Annotated in this window: 20 protein-coding genes and 1 tRNA gene; 14 read left to right on the top strand and 7 right to left on the bottom strand. The window is 77.3% G+C overall.

Features of this window, described 5'->3' with window-relative positions:
* Positions 1-129 precede the first annotated feature (129 nt).
* Positions 130-1,452 (bottom strand): alpha-hydroxy-acid oxidizing protein, encoded by a 1,323-nt coding sequence (locus tag ACI79G_RS05845; protein ID WP_456880197.1) that lies wholly within the window; start codon positions 1,450-1,452, stop codon positions 130-132.
* A gap of 262 nt (positions 1,453-1,714) precedes the next feature.
* Between ACI79G_RS05845 and ACI79G_RS05840 the strand changes: the two genes are divergently transcribed.
* From ACI79G_RS05840 to ACI79G_RS05800, 9 genes are all read left to right on the top strand, one after another.
* Entirely contained in the window at positions 1,715-2,398 is a 684-nt protein-coding gene (locus tag ACI79G_RS05840) for a hypothetical protein (protein ID WP_456880196.1), read from the top strand.
* Between the two features lie 25 nt (positions 2,399-2,423).
* The gene (locus ACI79G_RS05835) at positions 2,424-2,939 is read left to right on the top strand and encodes a MarR family winged helix-turn-helix transcriptional regulator (RefSeq protein WP_456880195.1); all 516 of its coding nucleotides are present in this window, start codon (positions 2,424-2,426) and stop codon (positions 2,937-2,939) included.
* Positions 2,940-3,081: 142 nt separating this feature from the next.
* Positions 3,082-4,581: an HAD-IIIA family hydrolase gene (locus tag ACI79G_RS05830; RefSeq protein ID WP_456880194.1), complete on the top strand. Its 1,500-nt coding sequence runs from the start codon at positions 3,082-3,084 to the stop codon at positions 4,579-4,581.
* A gap of 73 nt (positions 4,582-4,654) precedes the next feature.
* Positions 4,655-5,656 carry a glycosyltransferase family 9 protein gene (locus tag ACI79G_RS05825; protein ID WP_456880193.1) on the top strand — a complete coding sequence of 334 codons (1,002 nt, stop codon included), beginning with the start codon at positions 4,655-4,657 and terminating at the stop codon, positions 5,654-5,656.
* Positions 5,653-6,645, top strand: a complete 993-nt coding sequence (locus tag ACI79G_RS05820; protein ID WP_456880192.1) for a glycosyltransferase — start codon at positions 5,653-5,655, stop codon at positions 6,643-6,645. The genes ACI79G_RS05825 and ACI79G_RS05820 overlap by 4 nt, the downstream gene beginning before the upstream one ends.
* Positions 6,642-7,868, top strand: a complete 1,227-nt coding sequence (locus ACI79G_RS05815) for a glycosyltransferase (RefSeq protein ID WP_456880191.1) — start codon at positions 6,642-6,644, stop codon at positions 7,866-7,868. The genes ACI79G_RS05820 and ACI79G_RS05815 overlap by 4 nt, the downstream gene beginning before the upstream one ends.
* Positions 7,865-8,539 carry a D-sedoheptulose-7-phosphate isomerase gene (locus ACI79G_RS05810; RefSeq protein WP_456880190.1) on the top strand — a complete coding sequence of 225 codons (675 nt, stop codon included), beginning with the start codon at positions 7,865-7,867 and terminating at the stop codon, positions 8,537-8,539. Before ACI79G_RS05815 ends, ACI79G_RS05810 begins: the two co-directional genes overlap by 4 nt.
* Positions 8,536-9,918, top strand: coding sequence for a D-glycero-beta-D-manno-heptose 1-phosphate adenylyltransferase (gene rfaE2 / locus ACI79G_RS05805; RefSeq protein ID WP_456880189.1), 1,383 nt, complete (start codon positions 8,536-8,538; stop codon positions 9,916-9,918). Before ACI79G_RS05810 ends, rfaE2 begins: the two co-directional genes overlap by 4 nt.
* Before the next feature lie 65 nt (positions 9,919-9,983).
* Complete coding sequence (locus ACI79G_RS05800) at positions 9,984-10,922, top strand: glycosyltransferase family 9 protein (protein ID WP_456880188.1); 939 nt, start codon at positions 9,984-9,986, stop codon at positions 10,920-10,922.
* A gap of 124 nt (positions 10,923-11,046) precedes the next feature.
* On the opposite strand, the gene ACI79G_RS05795 is transcribed toward ACI79G_RS05800, so the two are convergent.
* From ACI79G_RS05795 to ACI79G_RS05775, 5 genes are all read right to left on the bottom strand, one after another.
* Positions 11,047-12,690, bottom strand: coding sequence for a VWA domain-containing protein (locus tag ACI79G_RS05795; RefSeq protein ID WP_456880187.1), 1,644 nt, complete (start codon positions 12,688-12,690; stop codon positions 11,047-11,049).
* A gap of 91 nt (positions 12,691-12,781) precedes the next feature.
* A complete protein-coding gene (locus ACI79G_RS05790) occupies positions 12,782-13,759 on the bottom strand; it encodes a UDP-glucuronic acid decarboxylase family protein (protein WP_456880186.1) in 978 nt (325 codons plus the stop codon).
* A gap of 215 nt (positions 13,760-13,974) precedes the next feature.
* Positions 13,975-14,208 carry a DUF2630 family protein gene (locus ACI79G_RS05785; protein ID WP_456880185.1) on the bottom strand — a complete coding sequence of 78 codons (234 nt, stop codon included), beginning with the start codon at positions 14,206-14,208 and terminating at the stop codon, positions 13,975-13,977.
* Positions 14,209-14,244: 36 nt separating this feature from the next.
* The gene (locus ACI79G_RS05780; RefSeq protein WP_456880184.1) at positions 14,245-15,162 is read right to left on the bottom strand and encodes a prephenate dehydrogenase; all 918 of its coding nucleotides are present in this window, start codon (positions 15,160-15,162) and stop codon (positions 14,245-14,247) included.
* Positions 15,159-15,599: a PaaI family thioesterase gene (locus ACI79G_RS05775; RefSeq protein ID WP_456880183.1), complete on the bottom strand. Its 441-nt coding sequence runs from the start codon at positions 15,597-15,599 to the stop codon at positions 15,159-15,161. The genes ACI79G_RS05780 and ACI79G_RS05775 overlap by 4 nt, the downstream gene beginning before the upstream one ends.
* On the opposite strand from ACI79G_RS05775, the gene ACI79G_RS05770 reads away from it, so the two are divergent.
* The 5 genes from ACI79G_RS05770 (at position 15,598) to ACI79G_RS05750 (ending at position 18,115) form a co-directional block, all read left to right on the top strand.
* On the top strand, positions 15,598-16,308 hold the full coding sequence (locus ACI79G_RS05770; RefSeq protein ID WP_456880182.1) for an O-methyltransferase: 711 nt from the start codon (positions 15,598-15,600) through the stop codon (positions 16,306-16,308). The genes ACI79G_RS05775 and ACI79G_RS05770 overlap by 2 nt on opposite strands.
* Complete coding sequence (locus tag ACI79G_RS05765) at positions 16,305-16,802, top strand: tRNA adenosine deaminase-associated protein (RefSeq protein WP_091219051.1); 498 nt, start codon at positions 16,305-16,307, stop codon at positions 16,800-16,802. Before ACI79G_RS05770 ends, ACI79G_RS05765 begins: the two co-directional genes overlap by 4 nt.
* Positions 16,799-17,458 (top strand): HAD-IA family hydrolase, encoded by a 660-nt coding sequence (locus ACI79G_RS05760; protein WP_456880181.1) that lies wholly within the window; start codon positions 16,799-16,801, stop codon positions 17,456-17,458. The genes ACI79G_RS05765 and ACI79G_RS05760 overlap by 4 nt, the downstream gene beginning before the upstream one ends.
* Before the next feature lie 97 nt (positions 17,459-17,555).
* Positions 17,556-18,020 carry a nucleoside deaminase gene (locus tag ACI79G_RS05755; RefSeq protein WP_456880180.1) on the top strand — a complete coding sequence of 155 codons (465 nt, stop codon included), beginning with the start codon at positions 17,556-17,558 and terminating at the stop codon, positions 18,018-18,020.
* A 10-nt stretch (positions 18,021-18,030) separates the two neighbouring features.
* Positions 18,031-18,115: transfer RNA gene (locus ACI79G_RS05750), tRNA-Ser, on the top strand.
* A 68-nt stretch (positions 18,116-18,183) separates the two neighbouring features.
* Here the strand turns inward: ACI79G_RS05750 and ACI79G_RS05745 are convergent.
* A complete protein-coding gene (locus tag ACI79G_RS05745) occupies positions 18,184-19,839 on the bottom strand; it encodes a serine/threonine-protein kinase (protein WP_456880179.1) in 1,656 nt (551 codons plus the stop codon).
* Between the last annotated feature and the right edge of the window lie 5 nt (positions 19,840-19,844).

The raw sequence follows: 19,844 nt of genomic DNA, 5'->3' as shown, positions 1-19,844 counted from the left end.
GCGAACCGTCCCACGACCCGCGGGGAGCGCGAAGGGCCTTGAGTCCCTGACGGGCGCTGGTGACGTACCGGGACGACCCCCGTCAGGGGCCCGCGCCGAGCTCGCGAGGGGTGGGGGGACGGGGGTCCTTCACCCGACCCGGCGCAGCACCTCCGGGGAGAGCTGGTCGACCGCCGTGTGACCGCTCAGGCCCAACGTCAGGTCGAACTCGCCGAGCACGTCGGACACCACCTGCCGCACGCCCTCCTCGCCGGCGAGGGCCAGCCCCCAGGCGAACGGCCGGCCGAGCAGCACCGCCCGCGCACCGAGCGCGACCGCGGTGAGGACGTCGGCGCCGCTGCGCACCCCGCTGTCGAGCAGCACCGGCGCCCGGTCGCCCACCGCGGCCACCACGTCCGGCAGGGCGTCGAGCGCGGGGATGGAGCGGTCCACCTGCCGGCCGCCGTGGGTGCTGACCACCAGGCCGTCCACGCCCTCGTCGAGCGCCCGACGGGCGTCGTCGGGGTGCAGCACGCCCTTGAGCACGATCGGCAGGCGGGTGCGGGCCCGCAGCCAGGCGAGGTCGGCCCAGGTGATCGAGGGCCGGGAGTAGATGGCGAGGAACGTCTCGACGGCGGCCCGCGGCAGCGGCGAGCGCAGGTTCTCCAGCAGCGGCCCGGGCCAGGCCCGCGCCATGCCGACCAGGGCCCGGACGGCGGACAGCGTCGGCCGCGGCTGCCGGTCCCGGCTCGCCGCCGCCCCCGCCTGGGCCGGCGCGGGAGCGGCACCCGCCCGCTCCTCGACCAGGCGGCGGAACACCGGGTCGGAGGTGTACTGCGCGAGGCCCTTGCCCCGCGCGAACGGCAGGTGGCCCAGGTCCAGGTCGCGCGGGCGCCAGCCGAGCATCGTGGTGTCGAGGGTGACCACCAGCGCGTCGCAGCCGGCGGCCTCGGCCCGGCCGACGAGGCTCTCGACGAGCTCGTCGGACGTCGACCAGTACAGCTGGGACCACCGCGGGGCGGGGTGGGGGGCCTGGTCCATGACCGCGGCGCACTCCTCCATCGACACCGAGGCCTGGTTGGAGAAGACCATCGGCACGCCGAGGGACGCCGCGGCGCGGGCCACCGCCAGGTCGGCCGCGGGGTGCACCAGCTCGAGCGCGCCGACCGGGCCGAGCAGCAGGGGCGCGGGCAGCCGCCGTCCGAACAGCTCCACCGAGGTGTCGCGCGCGCTCACGTCCCGCAGCACCCGGGGGACGACGGCCCACCGGTCGAACGCCGCGCGGTTGGCCCGCTGCGTGACCTCGTCCCCGGCGCCGCCCGCGACGTAGGAGTAGGCGCGGGCGCCCAGCCGCTCGCGCGCGCGGCGCTGCAGCGCCCGGGCCGCGGTGGGCACCCGCGGCCGGTGGCCGTACACCCCCGCCCGGTAGACCTCGTCCTGCCGGCGGCGACCGGTGCCCGCTGCTGAGTCCACGCCGGACACCGTAGTGAGCGGTACGTTCCGTGCTGTCCTCGCCGGCGCTCGTCCACCACCTGCCGCCGCGTGCTGCGTCTCCGCGCGACCTCGCGGGTCCGGTCACGTCCCGCCGCGCGGCCCGACCGCACTTTCTGCGGACACGCCGTAGCGACACGCGCGACCCGTCGGTAACCCGGGGGCCGCGGCAGGTCCCGCCCGGCATCATGGTCGGCACCGGTGCGCCGCAGGCGCGCCGGCGCAGAACCAGGGGGAACAGCACGTGCAGGTGGCCACCCGGCCGGCGTCCGTCGTCGTCACGGTGCTCGCCCTGCTCTGTGCCGGTATCGCCCTCGCTGGCCCCGCGGCCGCCGTCGACGACGTCGCCCGCCCGGACGCCCGCGTCACCCACGGCCCCAGCTGCCGCCCCGGCGGCGTGGTCGTCGAGGTCACCGGCGGCACCGTCGGCTACGCGGTGACGCTCGGCACCGGACGCCGTCCCGCGGGGGAGGACGCCGCCGACGTCGCACCCGGTGCCGTCGTCGTGCTGAGCACCGGCGAGGTCGACTGGGGCGAGACCATCGACCCGTTCCTCGCGTACACGGCCCTCGACGGCTCGGGCGACGGCTGGGTCGACGACCTGACCGGCTTCAGCTTCACCCGGCCGGCCGCCGAGGACTGCGCGGCCATCAGCCCGCCCGGTGGCGCGGCGGTGGTCCCGCAGGCCGGGGAGGCGGTGCTGGAACTGCCCGACCCGAGCAGCGTGGCCCCCGCGGGCATCGCCGGCGGCGCACCGGCCGTCACGGTCGCAGCAGCGGAGGCGGCCGCGGTCACCGGCGGCATCCCGTGGCCGCTGCTGGCCGCCGGTGGGTCGCTGGTCGCCACGGGCGCCGGCCTCGCTCTCGTCGCCGGGAGCCGACGGCCGGGGGCAGAGCGCCGGACGCCGTCGTCCACCGGGAGCGCCTGAGCGCTCCGTCGGCGACGATGGACAGGTGGCCCGCCCCGAGGACGCCCTGGCTCCGGACCTCCCCGCCGAGCACGTGCCCGGGGACGTGGCCGACGTCCCGGGTGCGGCACCCCGGCCGGCCGAGACCTGGCTGCGCATCGTGCAGGTGCACGACCGCATCACCCGCCGCGTCGACTCCGCCCTGCACCGCCGGCACGACCTCTCGCTCACCGGGTACGAGGCGCTGCGCCGGATCGCCGAGGCCCCCGGCGAGCGGGCCTCGATGGGGGAGCTCGCCGAGGCGCTCGGCATCTCCCGCGCGGGGGTGACCAGCACCGTCACCCGCCTGGTCACCGAGGGCCTCGTCGTCCGGGAGCGCTCGTCGGGTGACAAGCGGCTGCTGCACGCCCGGCTCACCCCCGCCGGACGGGCCAAGGTGGAGGAGGCCCGCCCGACCCACGACGACCTGGTGGCGCACCTGCTCACCCTCCTGGGGGACGACGCCGCCGTCGTCACCGACGCCCTCGCCCGCGTCTCCGCTGCGGCCCGCACCCGCCGCTGAAGAAGGACCCCCTGCCCCCGGCCCCGTCCAGGGCACCGCCCCGAGCTTGCGAGGGGTGGGGAGGACGGGGTCCTTCTCCACGTCCGGGGACACTTCAAGCCCGTAGTGTTTCTACTCCGGTCAACGCGGGCAGGACGCGAACATGCAGGTGGGGATCGAGCAGTGCTCCGTGGTCGTGCCGACCGTCGGCCGGCCGTCGCTGGACGTGCTGCTCGACGCCCTCGCGCAGGCCCCGGGACCGCGCCCGGCCGAGCTGGTGCTGGTCGACGACCGGCCCACCGGCGAGCCGCTGCGCCCCGAGCGGCCCGGCCTGCCGCCGGTGCGGGTGGTGCGCACCGGGGGCGGTGGCCCGGCCCGCGCCCGCAACCTGGGCTGGCGCAGCGTCCGCACCGAGTGGGTGGCCTTCCTCGACGACGACGTCGTCCCCGACCCCGACTGGTACCAGCGGCTGGCCGAGGACCTCTCCGACCTGCCGGCCGACGTGGCCGGCAGCCAGGGCAGGGTGCGGGTGCCGCTGCCGGAGGACCGCCGGCCCACCGACTGGGAGCGCGGCACCGCCGGCCTGGCGACCAGCTCCTGGATCACCGCCGACCTCGCCTACCGCCGCGCCGCCCTCGCCGCCGTCGGCGGCTTCGACGAGCGCTTCCCGCGCGCCTTCCGCGAGGACTCCGACCTGGCGCTGCGGGTGATGGACACCGGCGCCCGGCTGGTCCGCGGGCGGCGCTGGATCACCCACCCGGTGCGCCCGGTGGACCGCTGGGTGAGCGTCCGCGTGCAGGCCGGCAACGCCGACGACGTCCTCATGCGGCGGCTGCACGGCCCCGACTGGCGCGAGCGCGCCGACGCGCCGCTGGGCCGCCGGCCGCGGCACCTGGCCGTCACCGCAGCCGGGCTGGCCGCCGTCGGCCTGGCCGCCGCCCGCCGGCCGCGCGCCGCGCTCGCGGCCGCCGCGGCCTGGGCCGTCGGCACCGGTGAGTTCGCGTGGGCACGGATCGCCCCCGGCCCGCGCGACCGCGCCGAGGTCGGCACCATGCTCGCCACCAGCGCCCTCATCCCGCCGCTGGCCACCTGGCACTTCCTGCGCGGCACCGTGCAGCACCGCCGCGTGCGGCCGTGGCGCGGGCTGCCCGACCTGGTGCTGTTCGACCGCGACGGCACCCTCGTGCGCGACTACCCGTACAACGGCGACCCCGCGCTGGTGAAGCCCGTGCACGGCGCGCGGGAGGCCGTCGACGCGCTGCGCGCCCGCGGCGTCCGGGTCGGCGTGGTGAGCAACCAGTCGGGCGTGGCCCGCGGGCTGATCACCCGCGCGCAGGTCGACGCCTGCATGGCCCGGCTCGACGAGCTGCTCGGCCCGTTCGACACCGTCCAGGTCTGCCCGCACGGGCCGGACGACGGCTGCACCTGCCGCAAACCCGCGCCCGGGATGGTCAAGGCCGCCTGCGCCGAGCTCGACGTCGACCCCGCCCGCTGCGTGGTCGTCGGCGACATCGGGGCCGACGTCGAGGCCGCGGCCGCCGCCGGGACCTCCGGGATCCTCGTCCCCACGCCGGTGACGCGGCGGGCCGAGGTCGAGGCGGCCCCGCGTCGCGCCGCCACGATCACCGAGGCGGTCGCGCAGGTCCTGGCCGGTGGGTGGTGAGCGAGCTGGCGAGCCCACCCACGGGCACAGCACCCCGGGGAACGCGGCCGGCGAGCGCCGGCGAGGAGGTCGCGTGACCCGCACGGTCCTGGTCGCGCGGCTGGACTCGGTCGGCGACGTCCTGGTCCAGGGGCCGCTGGTGCGGGCCGTGGCCGCAGGCGCCGACCGCGTCGTGTTCCTCGCCGGCCCCGCAGGCGCCGAGGCGGCCCGGCTGCTGCCCGGCGTCGACGAGGTGTGGACCTGGGCCTGCCCCTGGATCCTCGGCGACCCGCCGCCGGTCGACGCGGACGACCTCGCCGCGCTCACCGACCGGGTCCGGGCCCTGGCCCCCGACGCGGCCGTCGTCTCCACGTCCTTCCACCAGTCGCCCCTGCCGCTGGCGCTGGTGCTGCGCACCGCCGGCGTGCCGCGGATCTCCGCGATCAGCGTCGACTACCCCGGGTCGCTGCTCGACGTCCGCCACCGGGTGCACGACGACCTGCCCGAGCCCGAACGCGCCCTGTCGCTCGCCCGCGCCGCGGGCTTCGACCTGCCGGCCGGCGACGACGGCCGGCTCGCCGTGCGCCGCCCCCTGCCCCGGGTCGCGCACGACCCGGGGTACGTCGTCGTGCACCCGGGGGCGTCCGTCCCCGCACGGGCCTGGCCGGCCCAGCGCTGCGCCGAGGCGGTGGAGGCGCTCGCCGACGCCGGCCACCGGGTGCTGGTCACCGGCGGGCCGGGGGAGCGCGCGCTCACCGCGGCCGTCGCCGGCACCCGCGGCGTCGACCTGGGCGGTGCGCTGGGCCTGGCCGAGCTGGCCGCCGTGCTGGACGGCGCCGACGCGGTCGTCGTCGGCAACACCGGCCCGGCGCACCTGGCCGCCGCCGTCGGGACACCGGTCGTCTCGCTGTTCTCCCCGGTCGTGCCCGCCGCGCGCTGGGCGCCCTACGGCGTCCCCACCGTGCTGCTCGGCGACCAGGACGCCCCCTGCCGGCTGACCCGGGCCCGCGAGTGCCCGGTGCCCGGCCACCCGTGCCTCGCGTCGGTGACCGCGGACGACGTCGTCGCGGCTGTGGAGAAGTTGGTGAGCTCGTGAGGGTCCTGCTCTGGCACGTGCACGGTTCGTGGACGACGGCGTTCGTCCAGGGCCGCCACGAGTACCTGCTCCCGGTCGTGGACGGCCCCGGGGGGAGCCGTAGCCCGGACGGCCTCGGCCGGGCGCGCACCTGGGACTGGCCCGCGTCGGCCCGCGAGGTGACCCCCGAGCAGCTGCGCGACGAGGACGTCGACGTCGTCGTCCTGCAGCGCACCCGCGACCTGGAGCTGGTCCGGGAGTGGCTGGGCCGCGAGCCCGGCCGCGACCTGCCCGCCGTCTTCCTCGAGCACAACGCGCCGGGTCTGGAGCCGGGGGACGGGCCGGTCCCGCACACCAGGCACCCGCTGGCCGACCGCGACGACATCCCGATCGCGCACGTCACGTACTTCAACCAGCTCTTCTACGACAACGGCCGGGCGCCGACGACGGTCGTCGAGCACGGCATCGTCGACCCCGGCGAGCGCTGGACCGGCGAGCTGGCGCGGGCCGCCGTCGTCACCAACGAGCCGGTGCGCCGCGGCCGGACCGTGGGCGCCGACCTGCTGCCCGGGCTGGCCGCGGTCGCGCCGGTCGACGTCTTCGGCATGGGGCTCACCGGCCTGCACCAGCGCTACGGGCTCGACCCCGACCGCGTGGCGCTGCACGACGACCCGCCGCAGGCCGCGATGCACGCCGAGCTGGCCCGCCGCCGGGTCTACGTGCACCCGGTCCGGTGGACCTCCCTCGGGCTCTCGCTGCTCGAGGCGATGCACCTGGGCCTGCCGGTGGTCGCCCTGGCCACCACCGAGGTGGTGGAGGCGGTGCCCGCCGAGGCCGGCGTGCTCTCCACCCGTCCTGACGTCCTGTGGGACGCCGTCCGCACCTACCTGCACGACGAGGACGCCGCCCGACTGGCCGGCAAGGCGGCACGCGCCGCCGCGCTGGAGCGGTACGGGCTTCCCCGGTTCCTCTCCGACTGGGATGCGCTACTCGAGGAGGTGACCCGGTGATCGTCGACCTGGTGTCGGAGCACGCCAGCCCGCTCGCCGCGATCGGCGGCGTGGACGCCGGCGGGCAGAACGTGCACGTCGCCGCGCTCGCCGCGGGCCTGGCCCGCCGCGGGCACACGGTGACCGTGCACACCCGGCGGGAGGACCCCGACCAGCCCGACCGCGTGACCACGACCGACGGCTACGACGTCGCGCACGTGACCGCCGGGCCGGCCGCGGTGCTGCCCAAGGACGACCTGCTGCGGCACATGCCCGAGTTCGCCGCAGGACTGCGCCGGGAGTGGGCGCAGCAGCCGCCGGACCTGGTGCACGCGCACTTCTGGATGAGCGGGCTGGCCTCGGTCGCCGCCGCGGGGCCGATCCCGGTCCTGCAGACCTTCCACGCCCTCGGCTCGGTCAAGCGCCGCCACCAGGGCGCGGCCGACACCTCGCCGCCGCAGCGCATCGAGCTGGAGCGCTCGCTGTGCCGGACCGTCAGCCACGTCGTCGCCACGTGCTCCGACGAGGTCTTCGAGCTGCGCCGGCTCGGCCTCGACAGCGACCGGGTCTCGGTCGTGCCCTGCGGCGTGGACACGAGCGTCTTCACCCCGCGCGGCCCCGTCGCGCCGCGCGGCGAGCGCGAGCGGCTGCTGGTCCTGGGCCGGCTGGTCGAGCGCAAGGGGCAGGAGGACGCCGTCCGGGCGCTGGCGGCCGTCCCCGACGCCGAGCTGGTCGTCGTCGGCGGGCCGCCGGCCGCGGAGCTGGACGGCGACGCCGAGGTCCGCCGGCTGCGCGCGGTCGCCGCCTCGCTGGGCGTCGCCGACCGGCTGGTGTTCACCGGCGCCGTGGCGCGCGCCGACGTCCCGGCGTGGATCCGCTCGGCCGACGTGGTGCTGGCCGTGCCGTGGTACGAGCCCTTCGGCATCACCCCGCTGGAGGCCATGGCCTGCGGCCGCCCGGTGGTCGCCACCGCGGTCGGCGGGCTGCAGGACTCCGTCGCCGACGGGGTCACCGGCGACCTGGTGCCGCCGAGGGACCCGGCCCGGCTCGGTGCGGTGCTCGCCGAGCTGCTGGCCGACGACGCCCGCCGCGCCGCCTACGGCACGGCCGGGGTGCAACGCGCCCGCAACCGCTACCGGTGGGCGCGCGTGGTCGCCGACACCGACACCGTCTACCGGCAGGTCCTGGACGGCCCCGCACGCACCGATGGCAGCGACAACAGCCCCGTGGAGGTCGCCCGATGAACCCGCTGTCCGAGGCTCCGCACTCCGCCAGCGAGGTCGTCTCGCCGGACACCTGCACGCACCTGACCGGCGCCGACCACGTCGCCTCGCTGACCACCGCGCTCGGGTCGCTGGACGGCCAGCTCGACGCGCTCGACCGCTGGGGCCGGCTGCTCGCCGACGTGCTGTGCGGCGAGCACCGCGGCCGGCTGCTCGCGGCGGGCAACGGCGGCAGCGCCGCGCAGGCTCAGCACCTGACCGCCGAGCTGGTCGGCCGCTACCGGGCCGACCGGCCGCCGTTCTCCGCGATCTGCCTGACCGCCGAGACCTCGTCGCTCACCGCGATCGCCAACGACTACCCGGCCGACGAGCTGTTCGCCCGCCAGGTCGAGGCGCACGGGCGGGCCGGGGACGTGCTGGTGCTGCTGTCGACCTCCGGCCGCAGCCCCAACGCCGTCGCCGCCGCCCGCCGGGCCCGGGAGTGCGGCATCACCGTGCTGGCGATGACCGGACCGGCGCCCAACCCGCTGGCGGCGGTCGCCGACGACGCGGTCTGCATCGACTCCCCGTGGACGGCGACCGTGCAGGAGTGCCACCTGGTCGCGCTGCACCTGGTGTGCGCCGCCTTCGACGCGGCGGTGCTCGCCGAGCCCGCTCGCGTGCCGGAGACCCGGCTCGGGGTCGCGCAGTGAGCGGGACGGGGCCGCTGGTCGTCGTCGGCGACGCGCTGCTCGACGTCGACCTGGTCGGGACGGCCTCGCGGCTCACCCCCGACGCGCCGGTTCCGGTCGTCGAGGACGTCGAGACCCGCGAGCGCCCCGGCGGTGCGGCCCTGGCCGCGGTGGTCGCGGCCCGGGCCACCCGCCGGGAGGTCGTGCTGGTCACCCCGATGGCCGACGACGCGGACGCCGACCGGCTGCGCGCGCTGCTGGCCGGCCGGGTGCGCCTGGTCGAGATCCCGGCGACCGGCGGGACGGCGGTGAAGCGCCGCGTGCGGGTGGGCGACCACTCGGTGGCGCGCATCGACAGCGGCGCCCCGGTGGCCGGGCTGGGCGAGCTGCCCGACGAGGCGGTCGCGGTGATCCGCGGAGCCGCCGCGGTGCTCGTCGCCGACTACGGCCGGGGGACGACGGCCGACCCCGCCGTCCGGGCGGCGCTGGCCGAGGCCGGCGGGCCGATCGTCTGGGATCCGCACCCGCGCGGCGCCGACCCGGTGCCCAACGCCCGGCTGGTCACCCCCAACGGCGCCGAGGCCGCCCGCGTGGCCTCGTCGGCCGGGATGGCCGCCGCAGGCGACGGGCTGGCCGCGGTCGGGGCGCGGGCCGAGGCGCTGATCCGGCACTGGGGCGTCGGCGCGGTGGTCGTGACCCTCGGCGCCCGCGGCGCCCTGCTCTCCTACGGCGAGGGCGCGCCGATGGTCGTGCCCGCGACGCCGGTGACCGGCGGCGACCCGTGCGGCGCCGGCGACTCGTTCGCCGCCGCGGCGGCGCTCGCCCTGGCCGACGGCGCGGTGACCGGCGAGGCGGTGGCGGCCGCCGTCGCCTCCGCGGGGGCGTTCGTGGCCCGCGGCGGGGCGTCGGCGTGGGACGCCTCGGACTCCGGGGAACCGGGCGTCGCCACCGAGCCCGGGGTCGACGGCGTGATCGCACGGGTCCGCGCGGCGGGCGGGACGGTGGTCGCCACCGGCGGCTGCTTCGACCTGCTGCACCCGGGCCACGTCGCGACGCTGCGGGCCGCCCGCGGGCTGGGCGACTGCCTGGTGGTGTGCATCAACTCCGACGACTCGGTGCGCCGGCTCAAGGGCCCGTCCCGGCCGCTGGTGACCTCCGCCGACCGGGCCCGCGTGCTGGAGGCGCTGGAGTTCGTCGACGCGGTCGTCGTGTTCGACGAGGACACCCCGGCCGAGGTGATCGGCCGGCTGCGGCCGGACGTGTGGGCCAAGGGCGGCGACTACGCCGGCGCCGACCTGCCCGAGGCCGCGGTGCTGCGGCGCTGGGGCGGCCAGGCGGTCGTGCTGCCCTACCTCGACGGGCACTCCACGACGGCCCTGGTCGAGCGCTCCCGCGTGTGATGGAGGACCCCCTCGCCCCCCACCGCTCGCACGCTCGCGGCGGGTCCCTGCGAGGGGGCCGGTCCGTGCAGCGGGGCCGGGAGACCGCGGTGGTCCTCCGGCCGCTGGGGCTGGGGGACCTGCTGACCGGCGTGCCCGCGATCCGGGCGGTGCGCGCCGCGGTGCCCGGCCACCGGCTGGTGCTCGCCACGACTCCGGCGCTCGAACCGCTGGCCTCGTTGATCGACGCGGTCGACGAGGTGCTGCCGGCCCGCGAGCTGGAGCCGCTGGACTGGTCCGGCCCGCCGCCGGAGCTCGCCGTCGACCTGCACGGCAAGGGGCCGGCCTCGCACGTCGTGGTCGCCGACCTGCGCCCGGACCGGCTGCTCACCTTCGGCAGCCCCGGCTACCCCGGGCCGACCTGGTACCCCGACGAGCACGAGGTGCGGCGCTGGTGCCGGCTCGTGTCGGAGGGGCTGGGGGTGGACGCCGACCCCGACGCGCTCGACCTCGCCGTCCCCCCGGTGCCCTCCCCGGCGCCGGCGGGCGTCGCGCTGGTGCACCCGGGCGCGGCGTTCCCCGGCCGGCGCTGGCCGGCCGACCGGTTCGCCGCCGTCGCCCGGCACCTGGCCACCGCCGGGCTCGACGTCCGGGTCACCGGTGGCCCGGCCGAGGTGTCCCTCGCCCGGGAGGTGGCCCAGGGTGCCGGGCTGGGGGAGGGCGCCGTGCTCGCCGGGCGGACGACGACGCTCGAACTGGCCGCCGTCGTCGCCGGCGCGCGGGTCGTGGTCAGCGGCGACACCGGCATGGCGCACCTGGCGACCGCCTACCGCCGTCCCTCGGTGGTGCTGTTCGGGCCGGTGTCGCCGGCGCTGTGGGGGCCACCGCCGCGAGCCCAGCACGTCGTCCTCTGGCACGGCGACGGCACCGGCGACCCGTGGGGCACCGAGCTCGACCCGGCACTGGGGGCGGTGACCGTCGAGGAGGTCACCGCGGCGCTCGACGACCTGCTGGCCCGCGCCTGAGAGGGGACTTCCTCCTCCCCACACCTCGCAGGCTCGGTGCGGGGCCCTGGATGGGCCGCGGGAGCGGGTCAGCGGCGCCCGGCGAGCGGCACCGGGCCGCGGTGCGGTCCCGAGGACCGCGAGGTCACCGCTGCCGCAGGGCGTCGAACAGGACGGTCTGCAGGTCGGTCGGGTCGACCGCGGAGTACGCCGCGCCGCCGGTCGCGTCGGCGATCTGCTCGAGCGCACCCAGGTCGGCGTCCGGGCCGAGCGCGACACCGATGACCTTGATCGGCCGCTCGGGGTCGGCCTCGCCGCGCAGCGTGTCCAGCAGCTCGTCGAGCTCCACGCCGCGGGAGTCCTCGTTCGTCCCGTCGGTGACCATCAGCACGCTGTTCACCGCGGTGGGGTCGAAGTCCGAGCGCGCCGCCCGGACCGCGTCCAGGGTGGTGTCGTACAGGCCGGTGCCGCCGGGGCTGAGCCGGTCGGGGATGGTGTCGAGCTGCTCGTCGAGCAGGTCGCGCTGGACGGTGCCGTCGACCTCCGCCTCGAGCGCCCGCGTCGGTACCGCCTCGGTCCAGTCCCGGTCCCCCTCCAGCTCGGCGGCGAAGAACCACAGGCCGAGGGCGAAGTTGCCCGGCACGAGCGTCAGCGTGCTCTTGGCGGCGTCCCGGGCGAGCGTGGCGCGGGTGCCGTCGCCGGCCGGGGCCTCCATGGAGGTGGAGACGTCGAAGACGGTGAGGATCCGGGACGGCGCGGCCAGCTCCGAGAGCTGGGCGAGCAGCGCCTGCACCTCGCCGGGGTCGAGCTGCAGCGCCGGCGGGGCCGCCTCCCGGATGCCCGCCGCCTCGGCGCCGGCCGGCGGGGTGCCGTCCGTGCCGCGGAAGCCGGCCTCCTGGGCGGCCGTGCGGGCGGCGTCCGAGGTCAGCGCCCGCACGGCGGCGTCCACCGCGGCGGCGTCCGGAGTCGAGGCGGTGCCGACCCGGATCAGCGGGTAGTCCAGCCCCGGCGAGCCCTCCTCCGGGTAGACGGCTACCAGCTGCGGGTCCTCGGCGTCGGCGTTGGTCGCCCACACCTCCTGCTCGCTGACCGGCACCAGCGGCGCGTCGGGCGCGCCCTCCTCGCCGGCGGTCAGCGCGTCGGCCGGCGAGACCGACGGGCCGCGCTCGGCGGCGAGCACGGTCTGCACCACGGCGTTGTCGGCGTCCTCGCCGCCGCCCAGCGCGGTCCGGACGGCGCCCAGCGTGGCCAGGGCCTCGGCGCTGGTCGCGAGGTCCGGGACGGCGATGGCCTGCCCGCTGGAGAGCGCCGCGGCCCAGCCCGGCGCGCCGTCCTGCCAGCCCAGCGCGTCGACCGCGGCCCGGCTGGTGGCCAGCACCACGGGGGAGGAGGCGACGGAGCCGACGGTCTCCAGGGCGGCGTCCCCCGCGCGGGCCGCCCACAGCGAGGAGTCGGGCACCCACAGGTGCGGCAGGTCGCCGGCGCCCAGTGCGGCGAGGTCACCGACGGTCTGCACCGGCTGCTGGGCGGTCACCTCGGCGGACGCGCAGTCCTCCGGGCGCAGCCCCTCGGCGTCGCCCAGGACCTGCTCGGCGACGGGGGCGAGCTCGGGGGCGACCGCGACCCGCACCACCGCGGTGCTCTGGCAGTCGCCCTCCCCGGCGCCGACGGCCCACCACGTGATGCCGCCGGCGACCAGCACCACCGCGGCCACGGCCAGGGCGATGAGGACCTGCGGCGTGATCGGCGCCGACCGGCGCGCGGCTGAGGTGGCGGCGTGGCGGCCCATCGTGCAGCTCCCCCGTCCAGGTGGTCAGCGTCCCCGGCGACCCCCGCGACCGCCCACTACACAGTAGATGCGATCGCTGACCCGCTGTGGATCACCCGACGCGGACGTCGGCGGCCTGCAGCTGCTCGGCGAACCAGGCCACCGTGCGCCGCAGCCCCTCCTCCGAGGGCACCGTCGGCCGCCAGCCCAGCAGCTGCTCGGCGCGGGTGGTGTCGGGACGGCGGACCTTGGGGTCGTCCACCGGGAGGTCGATGAAGGAGATGCCCGACGACGAGCCGGTCAGCTCGACGATCCACTCGGCCAGCCGCAGCATCGACAGCTCGTCGGGGTTGCCGATGTTGACCGGGCCCGGCTCAGCGGAGAAGGCCATCGCGAGGATGCCGCGCACGGTGTCGTCGACGTAGCAGATGGACCGGGTCTGCGAGCCGTCGCCGGCGACGGTCAGCGGCCGGCCGGAGAGCGCCTGCCCGACGAAGGCCGGGATGGCGCGGCCGTCGTCCGGGCGCATGCGTGGCCCGTAGGTGTTGAAGATCCGGACGATGCCGGTGTCGGTGCCCTTCGACGTCCGGTAGGCCGTCGTCATCGCCTCGCTGAAGCGCTTGGCCTCGTCGTAGACGCCGCGCGGGCCGACCGGGTTGACGTTGCCCCAGTACTCCTCGTCCTGCGGGTGCACCAGCGGGTCGCCGTAGACCTCGGAGGTGGAGGCCAGCACGTACCGGGCGCCCTTCTCGTGCGCCAGGCCCAGGGTGTGCAGCGTGCCCAGGCTGCCGACCTTGAGCGTCTCGATCGGCATCCTCAGGTAGTCCAGGGGGCTGGCCGGCGAGGCGAAGTGCAGCACCAGGTCGACCTCGCCGGGCACGTGCACGAAGTCGGTGACGTCGCAGCGGACCAGCCGGAAGCCCGGGTGCTCCAGCAGGTGGACGACGTTCTGCGGCGAGCCGGTGAGGAAGTTGTCGAGGCAGACGACCTCGACGCCGCGGTCGAGGAGGTGCTCGCAGAGGTGGGAGCCGAGGAAACCGGCACCGCCGGTCACCACCGCCCGTCGGATCGTCCGTGCCGCGCGCACCATGCCTGCTCCCTCCGCACCGGGCGCGCGACCGCGCGCCGCGACGGCTCCTACCCGACGATCACCGCCGCACACTTCGCCGTTTAAGTGTTGGTGCGGGACGGCGCCCCGGCCCCCATGCAGGGCCCGCCGCCGGTCCCGTCCCGGGCACCGCCCTGAGCTTGCGAAGGGTGGGGAGGACGGGGTCCTTACCCGGTGGGGGCAAAGGGGTCCTCCTGCTACTGCAGGTAGCCCTCGACCTGCTGTTCGGGACGGGGCCGGGCCTCGTCGGGGTCCTCGCCGTACTGCCGCTTGGCGTCCCGCTGGCGCAGCAGGTCCCAGAGCTGGTCGCGGTCCTCCTCGATCTGCCGGAGGCGGGCGCGCTGCTCGTCGGTGTGCTCGCCGCTGTCCCGCAGTCGGCGCTCCTCCTCGACGAGCGCCTCGATGCGGCTGCGGATCTCGCTGTCGTCCATGGACGCTCCCTGCCCGCCGCCGCGCGGGCGAAACGGTCAACGATCCGGGACGTAGCCCTCGACGAACGCCGCCAGCCGCCGGGTGACCGCGCCGCCGGCCCGGCCCAGCGACAGCAGTGCGGCCCGCTCCAGCGGCACCCGCACCGGACGCCGTCCCGCCGGACTCCCCGCGCGCACGGCGTGCCCGGCGGCCACCAGCTCCGGCCACGGGCGCGCCAGCTGCTCCAGCACGCGGGCCAGCGCGGCCGCCGTCGGGCCGGCGTTGCCCTGCACCATCGCGGTGACGAAGGCCGGGTCGCTGCCGGTCACCCGGGTGCCGTCGCGGAAGCTGCCGGCGGCCAGCGCCAGCGCCAGCGGGCCGGCCTCGCCGGCGGCGGCGGCCAGGGCCGCCGCCAGCAGGTGCGGCACGTGGCTGACCGCGGCGACGGCGTCGTCGTGCTCCGCCGCCGTCGCCGGCACCACCTCGGCGCCGACGGCCAGCGCCACCTCGGCCACCCGCAGCCAGCGCGGCAGCTCGGTCCCCGGCTCGAGGCACAGCGCCCAGCGGGCCCCGGTGAACAGGCCCGGGTCGGTCGCCTCGTGCCCGGAGCGCTCGGTGCCGCACATCGGGTGCCCGCCGACGTAGCGCCCGCCCAGCGCCGGCCCGAGCTCGGCGAGCACCGGTGCCTTGACCGACCCCAGGTCGGTGACGGTGGCGTCCGGGTCCACGTCGAGGCCGTCCAGCGCCGCGGCCATCGCCGGCAGCGGGACGGCCAGGACAACGACGCCACCCAGCTCGCGGGCGATCCGCACCCCCCGCGCGGCGGCGGCCTCCCGGGCGGCGGGGTCGACGTCCCAGCCGGTCACCTCCCGGCCGGCCGCGGCGAGGGCGGCGGCCAGCGACCCGCCCAGCTGGCCCAGCCCGACGACGCCGACCGGGGGAGCGGGCATCGTCGGCACGGGGAAGGAGGTCACCGGTCCTCCCAGGCGGTGTCGGTCCGGAACACCCGGGCCAGCGCGGTGGCCACCAGCCGGCCGTCCTGGGCGCGGGCCTCGATGCGGTAGACGGCGGTGCGCCGGCTGCGGTGCACCTCGGTGCCCTCGGCGACCAGCCGGTCGCCCGGACGGCCGGGGGCGAGGAACTCGGTGTGCACGTCCTGGGCCACCGCTACCGTGCCGTGGCTGTTGCTGACCGCCGCGTGGACGACGTCGAGCAGGGCCATCGTGGCGCCACCGTGCGCGGTGCCGACCGCGTTGAGCAGCTGCGGGCCCACCGTCATCGCCGCGCGGGCGTAGCCGGGCCGCACCTGCTCCAGCCGGATCCCCAGCAGGTCGGCCAACGGGTCGGCGGCCAGCCGGGTGAACAGCGCGGGGGCGACGTCGGCTCCGTCGTCCGGAGCGGGATCGGCCATGATCGGAGGCTATGACGGCCCCCTCGTCGACCTGCGGCTCCACGCCATGACGCCGCGGTCGTTCCTCCTCACGCCCGAACTCGCCGACTACGTCCGGGCCAGCTCCGAGCGGCCGGACGACGTCGCCGCCGACCTGCTCGCCGAGACCGCCGCGATGGCCGACCGCGGCGAGGTGCCGCCGACCTTCCAGATCGCGCCCGAGCAGGGCACCTTCATGCAGCTGCTCACCCGCGCCCTCGGCGTCCGCCGGGCGGTCGAGATCGGCACCTTCACCGGCTACTCCGCGCTCTGCGTGGCCCGGGGGCTCCCCGACGACGGCTCGCTGCTGTGCCTGGACACCAGCGAGGAGTGGACGGCGGTGGCCCGGCGGTACTGGGTCCGCGCGGGCCTGGCCGACCGGATCGAGCTGCGGCTGGGCGACGCGCACCAGTCGCTGCGGGCGCTGCCCGCCGTCGAGACCTTCGACCTGGCCTTCGTCGACGCGGACAAGACCGGCTACGCCGACTACGTCGACCAGCTGCACCCCCGCATGACCGACGGCGGCGTCGTGCTGCTGGACAACACGCTGCGCAACGGCCGCGTGCTCGACCCGCAGAACGACGACGACCGGGCGCTCGTCGAGCTGAACGCCGCGCTGGCCGCCGACCCGCGCTGGGAGACCGTGCTGCTGCCGCTGTCCGACGGCCTGACGATGCTGCGGCGGCGATGAGCGCGCCGGGGACGCCGACCAGCTGGGCGGTGCGGGTGAGCCGCCCCGGCGGGGGCTGGCGGGTGGAGCTGCTCGCGGCGGACGCCGGGGACGAGCTGCCGGCGCTGGAGCGGGCGCTGGGCGACCCGGGTGCCGAGGACTGGCCCGGCCCGTTCGTCGTGGTCGTCGACTCGCGGCTGTACTTCGTCGTCCTCCGGCACGGGCCCGGGGGGCTGGTGCGGGCGCTGATCTCCGACGCCACCATGCAGGAGTGGCTGCTCGCCGCCGAGGTGGTGGAGCGCTACGGCATCGGGGTCGACGCCGAGGGCGCCTTCGACGACGACGAGACCGGCTGGCCCGGCGGGGACCTCGACGTCTTCGCCGACGACGGGCTGCCGGCCGACGAGCTCCGGCCGATCGTCACCGCCGACGACCTGTGGGCCGACGAGATGGTCGCCGCGATCGCCGGCCGGCTGGGCTTCGCCGACGAGCTGGCCGCGGCGGTGCGCCCGTGACCGCCGTGGCGACCGCTGTGGTCTTCGACCTCGGCGGGGTGATCACCGAGAGCCCGATGACCGCCTTCACCGCCTACGAGGCCGAGGCGGGGCTGCCCGAGGGCCTCATCGTGCGGCTCAACAGCACCGACCCCGACACCAACGCCTGGGCCCGCTTCGAGCGCAACGAGCTCGACGCCGCCGGCTTCACCGACGCCTTCGAGGCCGAGGCGCTGGCCGCGGGACACCGGCTCGACGCCCGGCGGGTGCTGGCCGCCCTGGCCGGCGAGCTGCGCCCGCAGGTGGTCGAGGCGGTGCGGCGGCTGCGGGCGGCGGGTGTGCCGCTGGCGATGCTGTCGAACAACGTGGCCCCGATGGAGCGCACCGGCCGGCTGGGGGAGCTGCTGGAGCTGTTCGACGCGGTGGTGGAGTCCTCGGTGGAGGGCGTGCGCAAGCCCGAGCCGGAGATCTACCGCCGCGCCCTGACCCGGCTCTCGGAGGCGGTCGGCCGCGACATCGCCCCCTCGGACTGCGCCTACCTCGACGACCTCGGCATCAACCTCAAGCCCGCCCGCGCGATGGGCATGCACACGATCAAGGTCGTCGACCCCGCCGTCGCACTGGACGAGCTGTCGGCGCTGGTCGGCATCGAGCTGCGGGACGGCGCCGCCTCGTGACCCCGCCCCCGGCCGTCGCGCGGCGCCTTTCACCCACGCCGCCCTCCGCCCCTGCCCACCATGCGGGGCAGGGGGAGAGCGTCGCGGGGGTGACCCGGTGACCGTGGACGTCGACGCCGCGATGGGCCGCGCGCTCGAGCTGGCCGCGGCCGCCGTCGAGTGGGGTGACACGCCCATCGGCGCCGTCGTCCTCGGGCCGGACGGCACCGTGCTCGCCGAGGCCGCCAACGAGCGGGAGAAGCAGGGCGACCCGACCGCGCACGCGGAGGTCCTGGCGCTGCGCGCCGCCGCGCGGGTGCACGGCGACGGCTGGCGCCTGACCGGGACGACGCTCGTGGTCACCCTCGAGCCCTGCACCATGTGCGCCGGCGCCGGCGTGCTCGCCCGCGTGGACCGGATCGTCTACGGCGCGGACGACCCCAAGGCGGGTGCGGCCGGCTCGCTGTGGGACGTCGTCCGCGACCGCCGGCTCAACCACCGGCCGCAGGTCACCGGCGGGGTCCGGGCCGAGGAGTCCGCCGCGCTCCTACGCGCGTTCTTCCGTCGTCAGCGGGGCCTGTAGTCTGGTCGACGGTGGCGTGTCCGAGCGGCCGAAGGAGCACGCCTCGAAAGCGTGTGAGGTGCAAGCCTCCGTGGGTTCAAATCCCACCGCCACCGCAGATCGACGGCGGCGTCCCGACCCGGGGCGCCGCCGTCGTGGTCCTGGCCCCGGACGGGGCCCTCCATCAGGCCAGCAGGTCCAGGTCGACCAGCCAGTCGCCGTCGTCGTCCTGCACGAGGCGGATCTGGTGCCGCTCGGTCAGCTCGCGGCCGTCGTGCCCGGTGAACCGGACCTCGGTGGTCGCGGTGATGACGCCGGCCCCGTCCTGCCGCACCTCGCTGACGTCGCGCAGCTCCACCTTCGCCCAGGGCTCCCAGAAGCCGCGGTAGTAGCCGGGGCTGGCCTGGGACCGCAGGTACGGGCCGGTCAGGTCGTAGGCGGCGCCGGGGTCGTCGGGCAGCAGGCCGTAGTACCGGTCCAGGGTCTGCTCGACGACCTGTTCCGGCTCGCCGGACGACGGCTCGCTCGTCGGGCCCTCCTCGGTGGCCGACGGCGTCGGTTCCTCCGCCGCGGAGGACCCCGGCGTGGGGGAGGGCTGCTCCGCCGGGGGGCTGGTGTCGTCGGCGGGTGCGGACGACGCGGCGGGGGCGTCGGTGCTGGTCCCGGCGTCGGCGCTGGTCCCGGCGTCGCCGCGGGTGGTCAGCCAGAACGCGCCGCCGGCCAGCAGGACGGCGAGCAGCAGGACCGCGGCCATCACCGGTCCGCGCCGCCGCCTCGGCTGTCGTGGGCGGTCCGCGGCGACGGGTGCCGCCGTCGGTGGGGCCGGGGTGGGCGGCCCGGCGGGCACGTCCTGGACGGCGGTGCCCAGGTCGCCGACGGCGGTCGTGGCGGCAGCGCCCGCACCGGCGGCGGGCAGCGCCCCGGTGCCCATCTCCTCGGTCCGCGCCCGGTTGGTCGAGGACCGCAGCTTCGTGCGCGCCAGCAGGACCGTGGTGGGGTCCCCGTCCCGGCCGACCGCGAGGCGGGCGAGCTCGTCGCGGACCTCCGTCGTCGTCGGCCGGTCCGCCGGGTCGGCGGCCAGCATCCGGGTGAGCGTGCCGGTCATCGAGCCGGCGCGGCGCGGCGGGATCACCTCGCTGCCCGCGACGCGGTGCAGCAGCCGGAGGGCGTTGTCGTCCATGCCGAACGGCGGCTGGCCCTCCAGGCAGGTGTAGAGCGTCGCGCCGAGCGAGAAGACGTCGCTCTCCGGCATCACCTCGCCGCCGCGCGCGACCTCGGGGGCGAGGAAGGCGGGCGTGCCGGTGATCTGGCCGGTCTGGGTGAGCGTCACGTCGTCGCTGGCGTGCGAGATGCCGAAGTCGGTGATCTTGACCAGGCCCTCGACCCGCGGTCCGCGCCCGATGAGCACGTTGGCCGGCTTCACGTCGCGGTGCACGATGCCCGCGGCGTGCGTGGCGGCCAGCGCGTCGGCCACCTGGGCGCCGATCTGCGCCACCTGGTCGACCGGCAGGACGCCGTCCTCGTGCAGCACCTCGGCCAGGCTGCGGGAGGGCAGGTACTCCATCACCAGCCACGGCGCGCCGTCCTCGAGGGCGACGTCGTAGACGGCGACGGCGTGCGGGTGGGACAGCCGCGCGGCGATCCGGCCCTCGCGCAGCGCCCGCTGGCGCTGCTGGGCGATGACGGTCTCGTCGGCGGTCGGGGGCGGCAGCACCTGCTTGACGGCGACCTGGCGCCCGAGCAGCTCGTCGGAGGCGCGCCAGACGGCACCCATGCCGCCCCCGCCGATGCGCTCGACCAGGCGGTATCGCCCGGCCACCAGGTGGCCGGGTCCGCTCACGGTGT

It is taken from the genome of Geodermatophilus sp. SYSU D00779 (assembly GCF_054050595.1).
This window is presented reverse-complemented; position numbering and strand designations above follow the sequence as displayed.